General features: G+C 62.3%; 6 protein-coding genes. All 6 read left to right on the plus strand.

The window, feature by feature from the left end; genetic code table 11:
- The first annotated feature begins 354 nt into the window (after positions 1 to 354).
- The 6 genes from nuoG to nuoL all read left to right on the plus strand — a co-directional run bounded on the left by nuoG (position 355) and on the right by nuoL (position 7,713).
- Complete coding sequence (gene nuoG, locus A6A03_RS15395; protein ID WP_066790053.1) at positions 355 to 3,063, plus strand: NADH-quinone oxidoreductase subunit NuoG; 2,709 nt, start codon at positions 355 to 357, stop codon at positions 3,061 to 3,063.
- 96 nt (positions 3,064 to 3,159) lie between these two features.
- Positions 3,160 to 4,380 (plus strand): NADH-quinone oxidoreductase subunit NuoH, encoded by a 1,221-nt coding sequence (nuoH, locus tag A6A03_RS15400; protein WP_066790054.1) that lies wholly within the window; start codon positions 3,160 to 3,162, stop codon positions 4,378 to 4,380.
- A gap of 5 nt (positions 4,381 to 4,385) precedes the next feature.
- Positions 4,386 to 4,913, plus strand: coding sequence for an NADH-quinone oxidoreductase subunit NuoI (gene nuoI / locus A6A03_RS15405; RefSeq protein WP_281181294.1), 528 nt, complete (start codon positions 4,386 to 4,388; stop codon positions 4,911 to 4,913).
- A gap of 56 nt (positions 4,914 to 4,969) precedes the next feature.
- Positions 4,970 to 5,476 carry an NADH-quinone oxidoreductase subunit J family protein gene (locus A6A03_RS15410; protein WP_066790058.1) on the plus strand — a complete coding sequence of 169 codons (507 nt, stop codon included), beginning with the start codon at positions 4,970 to 4,972 and terminating at the stop codon, positions 5,474 to 5,476.
- A complete protein-coding gene (nuoK, locus tag A6A03_RS15415) occupies positions 5,476 to 5,778 on the plus strand; it encodes an NADH-quinone oxidoreductase subunit NuoK (RefSeq protein WP_066790060.1) in 303 nt (100 codons plus the stop codon). The genes A6A03_RS15410 and nuoK overlap by 1 nt, the downstream gene beginning before the upstream one ends.
- Before the next feature lie 6 nt (positions 5,779 to 5,784).
- Positions 5,785 to 7,713 carry an NADH-quinone oxidoreductase subunit L gene (gene nuoL, locus A6A03_RS15420; protein WP_066790062.1) on the plus strand — a complete coding sequence of 643 codons (1,929 nt, stop codon included), beginning with the start codon at positions 5,785 to 5,787 and terminating at the stop codon, positions 7,711 to 7,713.
- The last annotated feature ends 120 nt before the right edge of the window (positions 7,714 to 7,833 follow it).

A 7,833-nucleotide genomic window follows, 5' to 3' on the forward strand; every position in this document is an offset into this window, starting at 1 on the left:
AGAGGGGCCGGGGGTGAGGGCCACAATGCCGGTGTAGCCCACCAAGCAGCTCCCCTCTCCCCGTCTACGGGGAGAGGGGCCGGGGGTGAGGGGTCATCCTCGCGTCAGCGGGAGCGAGGCCGGAAGCCAACCTCCCCTCCCCCAGCGGGGGAGGGGCCGGGGGTGGGGGCCACAATGCGGTGGATCCCACCAAGCAGCTCCCCTCTCCCCGTCTACGGGGAGAGGGGTTGGGGGTGAGGGGTCATCCTCGCGTCAGCGGGAGAGGGGCCGGGGGTGAAGGGGTCATCCCCCTCAGTGAGAGAGGGGCCGGGGGTGAGGGGTCATCCATCCGTTCCTAGAATAGGGTAACGTACAATGCCAGATGTGACGCTTACCATCGATGGAGTGCAGGTGACAGTGCCTGCCGGTACCAATATTGTTGATGCGGCGCGTCAAGCCGGGATCGCCATCCCGGTCTTCTGCTACCATCCGCGCCTCAAGCCGGTCGGTATGTGCCGGATGTGTCTAGTGGAAGTCGGTACTCCCAAGATCGATCCGGCTACCCGCCAGCCGGTGCTCGATGCCAATGGCCAGCCGGTGATCGCGATGATGCCCAAGTTGCAGACCGCCTGCACCACGCCGGTCAGTCCGGGCATGGTGGTGTTGACCACCACCGAACAGGTGAAGTTTGCCCAGCGCGGTGTGCTCGAGTTTTTGCTGACCTCGCACCCGCTCGATTGTCCGGTGTGCGATAAAGGCGGCGAGTGCCCGTTGCAGAACTTGACGATGGGTTGGGGGCCGGCGGTCTCGCGCTTCGATTACAACGATAAGGTGCATTTCGAGAAGCCGGTGAAGCTCGGCGATTTGATCTATCTCGATCGCGAGCGCTGCATCCTCTGCGGGCGCTGCGTCCGCTTCCAAGATGAGATTGCCGATGACCCGGTGCTCGGTTTTGATAACCGGGGCCGCAATTGGATGATTATCTCGAAGTCGGATCCGCCCTTCAACAGCAAGTTCTCTGGGAATACGACCGATATTTGCCCGGTGGGGGCGCTCACCAGCAGCGATTTCCGCTTTAAGGCGCGGGTGTGGGAGTTGCAGAGCAAGCCGGTGGTCTGCACGCTGTGTCCGGTTGGCTGTAACCTTACTCTCGATATGCGCCACGACCGCCTCATGCGGGTGATGCCGCGCGAGAATGCGGCGGTGAACGATATCTGGATTTGCGATAAGGGCCGTTATGGCCATCGCTTTATCGAGTCACCCGATCGCCTGACCACGCCGTTGGTGCGGCGCGATGGCAAGCTGGTGCCGGTCAGTTGGGACGAGGCGCTGGAGCGGGTGGCCGATCAGTTGACGATTATCCGCGCGCGGCACGGCGCCAGCGCTTTGGCCGGTTTGGCTGGGCCGCATCTGAGCAACGAAGACCTCTACCTCTTCCAGAAGCTGCTGCGCGAGTTGGGCAGCGAGAACATCGATACCGGCAGCGGTGGCCCGGCGGCGCTCCCGCCCGATGAGATCGGCGGTCTGCTCGCTCCCGGCCCCGGCACCGATCTGAGCAAACTCGGCGCGGGGACGGTCGTGTTGGTGGTTGGGGCCGATCCCGAAGAGGAAGCGCCGCTCTACATGCTGCGGCTGCGCGGGATTGCCCAGCGCGGCGGCAAGCTGGTCGTCGCCGGTCTGCGTCCGGCCAAGCTCGACCGCTCGGCGACGAAGGTGGTGCGCTACCGGCCCGAAGGTGAATTGGCGTTTGTCTATGCCCTGCTCAAGGCGGCGCTCGAAGCGGGTGGCAAGCCGGCAGCGCTCGATCGGGTGCATGGGTGGAATGAACTGCGCCGAGCGGTGGGCCAGTCGAAGCTCGCTGATTTGGCGGCGGCGTGCGGGTTGCCGGTGGCAGAGTTGGAAACGCTAGCGAAAGACTTCCTCGCCGCCGAACAGAGCTTGATCGTGTATGGCTGGGAAGCGCGCAGCGCCGGCCCGGCTCTGACCGAAGCGTTGGCGGCCTTGATGATGCTAACCGGACGGGTTGGCACGGCCAACAATGGTATCATTGCCCTGTTGCCGGGCGGCAATAGCCGTGGCGCCATCGAGATGGGGGTGCGTCCCGATGCTGGGCCGGGTTACGCGCCGCGCAAACAGCGCGGTCTCGATGCCAACGGCATCTGGGCTGCGGCGCAGGCCGGCAAGGTGCGCGCCATCTGGCTGGCCGGCGTCGATCCGGCGGCGAAGCTGCCCGCGGCCCGCGCGGCGCTGGAAGCGGCTGAGTTTGTGGTGGTGCAAGACCTCTTCCTCACTGCGAGCGCTGAATTGGCCGATGTGGTGCTGCCAGCGGCCAGCGTCGCCGAGCGCGAAGGCTCGTATACCAACGCCGAGCGGCGGGTGCAACGCTCGCGGCAAGCCTGCGCGCCAGTAGGTGAGGCTCGGCCTGATTGGCAAATCATCGCCGCAGTGGCCCAAACGCTGGCGATGGTGCCGATTGGCGGCGGGCGGAATGGCCCGATCCCGGTCACTGCCGAGGCATGGGAGTACGTGGTAGCGGCTGATGTCGCCGCCGAAATTGCTGCCAAAGCGCCGGGCTATGCCGGCATCACCTACGCTGCCTTAGCGGCCACCGGCACGGGCGGCAGTTGGGGACGCCAATACGATGACGCGATCTACTACGATGGCACTAGCTATACCAATAATGAAGGGGTCGGTTTGGCGTTGCCGCCGGCGCTAGCGAAGGGCGTAACCTTGACCTTCACCGGCGCAGTCACTGGCTTCGCCGATGACCGTCCGCTTTTGCTGCTCGAACAGGTGCTGGCGTATGATGGCGACCGCCATCTGCGCGGCTCGAAGTTGCAGAATCTCGTCCCAGCGGGCCATGTGGCGATCAGCGCCGATGATGCGGCTAAGCTGAATATCCACAGCGGCGATCGGGTGCGGCTCACCTCGGCAGCCGGTGAACTGGTGCTGCCGGCGCGCGTGTTGGCCGATCTGCCGGCAGGCATCATCTTGCTGCCGGCGGGATTGGCCGATGTCACGGCAGCCGCTATCGAAACCGGCCCGCGCACCCGGGTGAGTCTGGCGAAAGTGGTGATGGGGTAAGCGTATGCCGTCTCTGCCAAACCACCACTCCCCTGCTCCCGCACCACGGGAGCAGGGGCGAGGGGATGAGAGCATCATGCCACAAAGGAAGCGATCATGGACTGGCTCACCATTCTGATTATCGTCATTCAGTGCTTTGTCATCACCCTTGCGGTGACGACCGCCTTCGCCTATTTGACCCTGTTCGAGCGCCGGCTCCTTGCGCGCTTGCAGCACCGCGTCGGCCCCAACCGGGCCGGGCCGAAGGGCTTTTTGCAACCCGCCGCCGATGCGGTCAAGCTCTTTTTCAAAGAAGACATCGTGCCGGCCATGGCCGATAAGCCGGTCTACCTGCTGGCGCCGGCGCTGGCTGTGATCCCGGCGCTGATCATTTGGGCCGTCATTCCGTTCGGTTGTCTCAACCTCAACTGGGATTATCAGGCCTGTTACGATCCGGCGCGGGCCAATTTGTGGAATATCTTGCAGATTACCGATCTGAATATCGGTGTGCTTTATGTGCTGGCAGTGACCAGCATCGGCGTCTATGGCATCACGCTGGCCGGTTGGGCCTCGAATAACAAATACTCGATGCTCGGCGGCATCCGCTCCTCGGCCCAGCTTATCTCGTATGAATTGGCGCTGGGGTGTGCGGTGCTCAGCGTAGTGATGACCTACGGCACCTTCTCGACCCACGAAATCGTCACCCAGCAAAAGGGCGGCTTGTGGGGCATCATCCCGCAATTACTCGGTTTTGTGCTCTTTATGGTGGCGGCAACTGCCGAAGTGGTGCGTGCGCCGTTCGATCTGGTCGAAGCCGAGCAAGAGTTGACCGGCGGTTACAATACCGAATACGGCTCGATGAAATTTGCCCTCTTCTTCATGGCCGAATATATTAAACTCATTGCGGTCTCGGCCTTGGCCGTCACCTTCTTCTTCGGCGGCTGGAATTTCCCCGGCCTCGACATTCTAGGCCGTGAAGTGACCGCGCTGGCCGGGCCGGTGGCCGGCAGCATTGTCTTCGGTCTCGTCTCGCTCGGTGCATTCTTGCTCAAGGTTGTCATTTTCTTGTTCATCTCGGTCTGGGTGCGCGCTTCGTGGCCGCGCCTGCGCTACGATCGGCTCATGGATCTCGGCTGGAAGTGGTTGTTGCCGCTCGGCTTGCTCAATCTGGTCTACACCGCGGTCGTAATCGTCCTTGTGCCCGATCGCGCGGTGCATTCGTGGGTTTTGTTCGGCTTGGGAGCGCTCACCATCGCCATCGCACTCGGCTTCAACCGCACTCCCAAACCGGTCGATAATGTCACCTTGGTCAATGACGTGCAGCTTCCACAATCGTAGGGGTGATGCGGGGCATTGCCCGAAAGGATAGACGTATGCTCAAAGAACTGGTCAAAGGGTTAGGAACCACGCTGCGCTACATGTTCAAGCGTCCGGTGACGGTGCAATACCCCGAAGTGAAGCGTCCGGTGCGCGAGCGGTTTCGTGGCCGCCACGAACTGAAGCGTTTCGCCAACGGCCAAGAGCGGTGTATCGGTTGCGCCTTGTGCGCCGCCGCCTGCCCCGCCGATGCGATCTTGGTCATTCCGGCGGAAAATGACCCCGCCAACCCGCGCTCACCCGGCGAGCGGTATGCCGCGGTGTATGAGATTAATATGCTGCGCTGCATCTTCTGCGGGTACTGCGAAGATGCCTGCCCTACCAACGCTATTGTGCTCGAACACCAGTATGAGTTGAGTTTTTATGACCGGCGCGCAGCCATCTACACCAAAGAGATGCTGCTCGTGCCCCCAGATAAAGGTCACGGCGAGCCGCCGCCGATTTTGCAGCAGCTTAACCGGCAGCCGAGCCCGCCGGCCAAGATTGATTTGTGATCTGGCGCAGAGGCGCTTGGTTCGCCTCTGCGGTTGCAATATCTGGAGCACGGTGTATGGACTTGATCCTGTTCCTGATCACAGCCGTGATCGCGATTATCGGCGCGGTGGCGATGCTGGTGTCGCGCAATGCGGTGCATAGTGCGCTCTTTTTGCTGCTGAACTTCGCCGCCATTTCAGTGATGTATTTGTTGTTGAGCGCCCCGTTCCTGTTCGCGATCCAGCTCACGGTGTACGCCGGCGCGATTATGGTGCTCTTCCTCTTTGTGGTGATGTTGTTGGGCGCTGAGAAGGTGGAAGACGCGCCGGATCGGATTGCGTGGCAGCAGCCGTTGGCGCTGCTGTTGGGCTTAGCTCTGCTGGTGGTGTCGGTCGTGGTCGGGTTAGGGGGGGCGACCACGCCGCCGCCCGATGGCGAGGCGCTGGCCCAATTCAGCGATCCGCGGTCGTTGGGGGCGCTGCTCTTCACCGACTATCTGCTGCCGTTCGAGGTGACCGGGTTTATCTTGCTGATCGCGGTGGTGGGGGTGGTGGTCTTGAATCAGCGCGGGAGGAAGATCTGATGGTGCCCACCTCGTATTATGTGTTGCTCAGCGCCATCTTGTTCACGATCGGCGTGCTCGGCGTTTTGTTGCGGCGCAATGCGATCGTAGTCTTTATGTCGGTTGAGTTGATGCTCAACGCGGCCAACTTGGCCTTGGTCGCGTTTGCCCGCGAACGGCTCGGCGTCGAAGCGCAGGTGATCGTCTTTTTCGTCATCACGGTGGCCGCGGCGGAGGTGGCCGTCGGTTTGGCGCTGCTCGTCTCGATCTTCCGCACCAAACGCACGGCAGATGTCGATGAAGTCAGTACATTGAAGGGCTAGCCGGCTATGGAACTGTTGATCTGGCTTATTCCGCTGCTGCCGTTTATTGGCTTTCTGTTGAATGTGTTCGTCATTCGCCGCGAACGCGAAGCGGGTCTGGTGGCGAGCGGCTTGGTGGCGGCAGCGTTTGTGGTGACGCTGATTGCGGTGGCGATGCTGGCCGGCATGCCACCCGAAGAACGGCGGATTGTCAGCACGGCATGGGAATGGATCAATACCGGCAGCTTCCGGGTGCCGTTTGCGATTATGTTCGACCCGCTGACGGCGGTGATGGCGCTGTTGATCACCGGCGTCGGCGCGTTGATCCACGTCTATTCCATCGGCTACATGCACGGCGACCCGCGGGTGGTGCGCTATTTCGCCTACCTTAATCTGTTCGTCACCATGATGCTCTTTCTCGTGATGGCGAACAATCTGTTGCTGCTGTTCCTCGGTTGGGAAGGCGTCGGTCTCTGCTCGTTCTTGCTGATCGGTTTTTGGTTTGAGCGCAAGTCGGCCAGCGCAGCGGCGGTGAAGGCGTTTGTGGTCAACCGGATCGGCGACGCAGCCTTTATTCTCGCTATGCTGGCCGTGTTCGCGTATTTTGGCACGCTCAACTTTTACGGTGATGGCGCCGAGGGCCAGCTTGGCTTCCTCGAACGGGTTGGCGATATTGCCGGCCTGCGCATCGGCCCCGATTGGCAACCGATCTTCGTCAGTACAGCGATCTCGTTCCTGCTGCTAATCGGCGCCACCGGCAAAAGCGCCCAATTCCCGCTCTTTGTCTGGCTGCCCGACGCCATGGCCGGCCCGACGCCGGTCTCGGCGCTGATTCACGCTGCCACCATGGTGACTGGCGGGGTCTATTTGATGGCCCGCGCCGAGCCATTGTTTGTCTCGTCATTTACCACCCAAGGCTGGGTGGCATGGATCGGCGCGCTGACGGCGCTGCTGGCCGGCACCGCGGCGATGGCCCAGTGGGATATTAAGCGAGTGCTGGCCTATAGCACCGTCTCGCAGTTGGGGTTTATGGTGGCGGCCTGTGGCATGGGTGCGTATGTGGCCGCGATCTTCCACCTGCTGACCCACGGTATCTTCAAGGCCCTGCTCTTCCTCGCCGCCGGTTCGGTGATTCACGGTACCCACGACACGCAGGATATGCGGCGGATGGGTGGGCTCAAGGACGCTATGCCAACCACCTTCCGCACCTATGTGATCGGCGCGTTGGCGCTGGCCGGCATTGTCCCGTTTGCCGGCTTCTGGAGCAAAGACGAGATTTTGGCCCACGCGATCAGTCACGGCCAGACGCCGATCTTCGTCATTCTCTTCCTGACCTCGCTGCTCACCGCCTTCTATATGGGCCGGCAGGTCGCGCTGGTCTTCTTCGGCACCCAGCGCGATCCCAGCTACCATCCGCACGAAAGCCCGCCGGTGATGACCGTGCCGCTGGTGGTGTTGGCGGTTGGCGCAACGATTGGCGGTGCGATCAATTTGCCGGTGCTGCACTGGTTGACCGATTGGCTCGAACCGGTGTTGCACGAGAAGGCCGGCGAATTTAACCTTTGGTTGGCCTTGATCGCGACCGCTGGCGCGGTCGGGATGGGCTATCTCGGCTGGTGGGTGTACACCACCAACGCGGCCAAAATCAAAATTGGCGGCAAAGATCCGGCCTACCGCTACAGCGGCGACATCTGGGAAGGGATGGAAGAGGCGTGGTATTTCGACCGGCTCTACCAGCGCACCGTGGTGGCTGGGTTCGAGCGGCTGGCCGATTTTCTGGCTCGCGTCTTCGACCCGCAAGGGGTTGATGGGTTGGTGATGGGAGTTGGTCGCTTCTTCGGCGGCTTGGCCAACGGCGTGCGCGCCTTGCAAACCGGCTATGTGCGCACCTACGCGCTGGTCTTTACAGTTGGGGTCTTGATTGTGCTAGGGGTGATGTTGTGGTTTGCCCGCTAGGTGCGGCCTCACCCCAACCCTCCCTCAGCGGGGCGGGAGCAGGCAGCGCCCTCTCCCCCAGCGGGGGAGGGGGGCAGGGGGTGGGGGCATGACCAGCGCCCGCGCGCCCGTCTGTCATTA

It is taken from the genome of Chloroflexus islandicus (genome assembly GCF_001650695.1).
GTDB lineage: Bacteria > Chloroflexota > Chloroflexia > Chloroflexales > Chloroflexaceae > Chloroflexus > Chloroflexus islandicus.

What these genes read in the sequence shown, in the direction of transcription:
- nuoL (WP_066790062.1), top strand. Translation starts at nt 5,785, where the DNA reads ATGGAACTGTTGATCTGGCTTATTCCGCTGCTGCCGTTTATTGGCTTT.
- nuoK (WP_066790060.1), top strand. Translation starts at nt 5,476, where the DNA reads ATGGTGCCCACCTCGTATTATGTGTTGCTCAGCGCCATCTTGTTCACG.
- nuoG (WP_066790053.1), top strand. Translation starts at nt 355, where the DNA reads ATGCCAGATGTGACGCTTACCATCGATGGAGTGCAGGTGACAGTGCCT.
- nuoI (WP_281181294.1), top strand. Translation starts at nt 4,386, where the DNA reads ATGCGGGGCATTGCCCGAAAGGATAGACGTATGCTCAAAGAACTGGTC.
- A6A03_RS15410 (WP_066790058.1), top strand. Translation starts at nt 4,970, where the DNA reads ATGGACTTGATCCTGTTCCTGATCACAGCCGTGATCGCGATTATCGGC.
- nuoH (WP_066790054.1), top strand. Translation starts at nt 3,160, where the DNA reads ATGGACTGGCTCACCATTCTGATTATCGTCATTCAGTGCTTTGTCATC.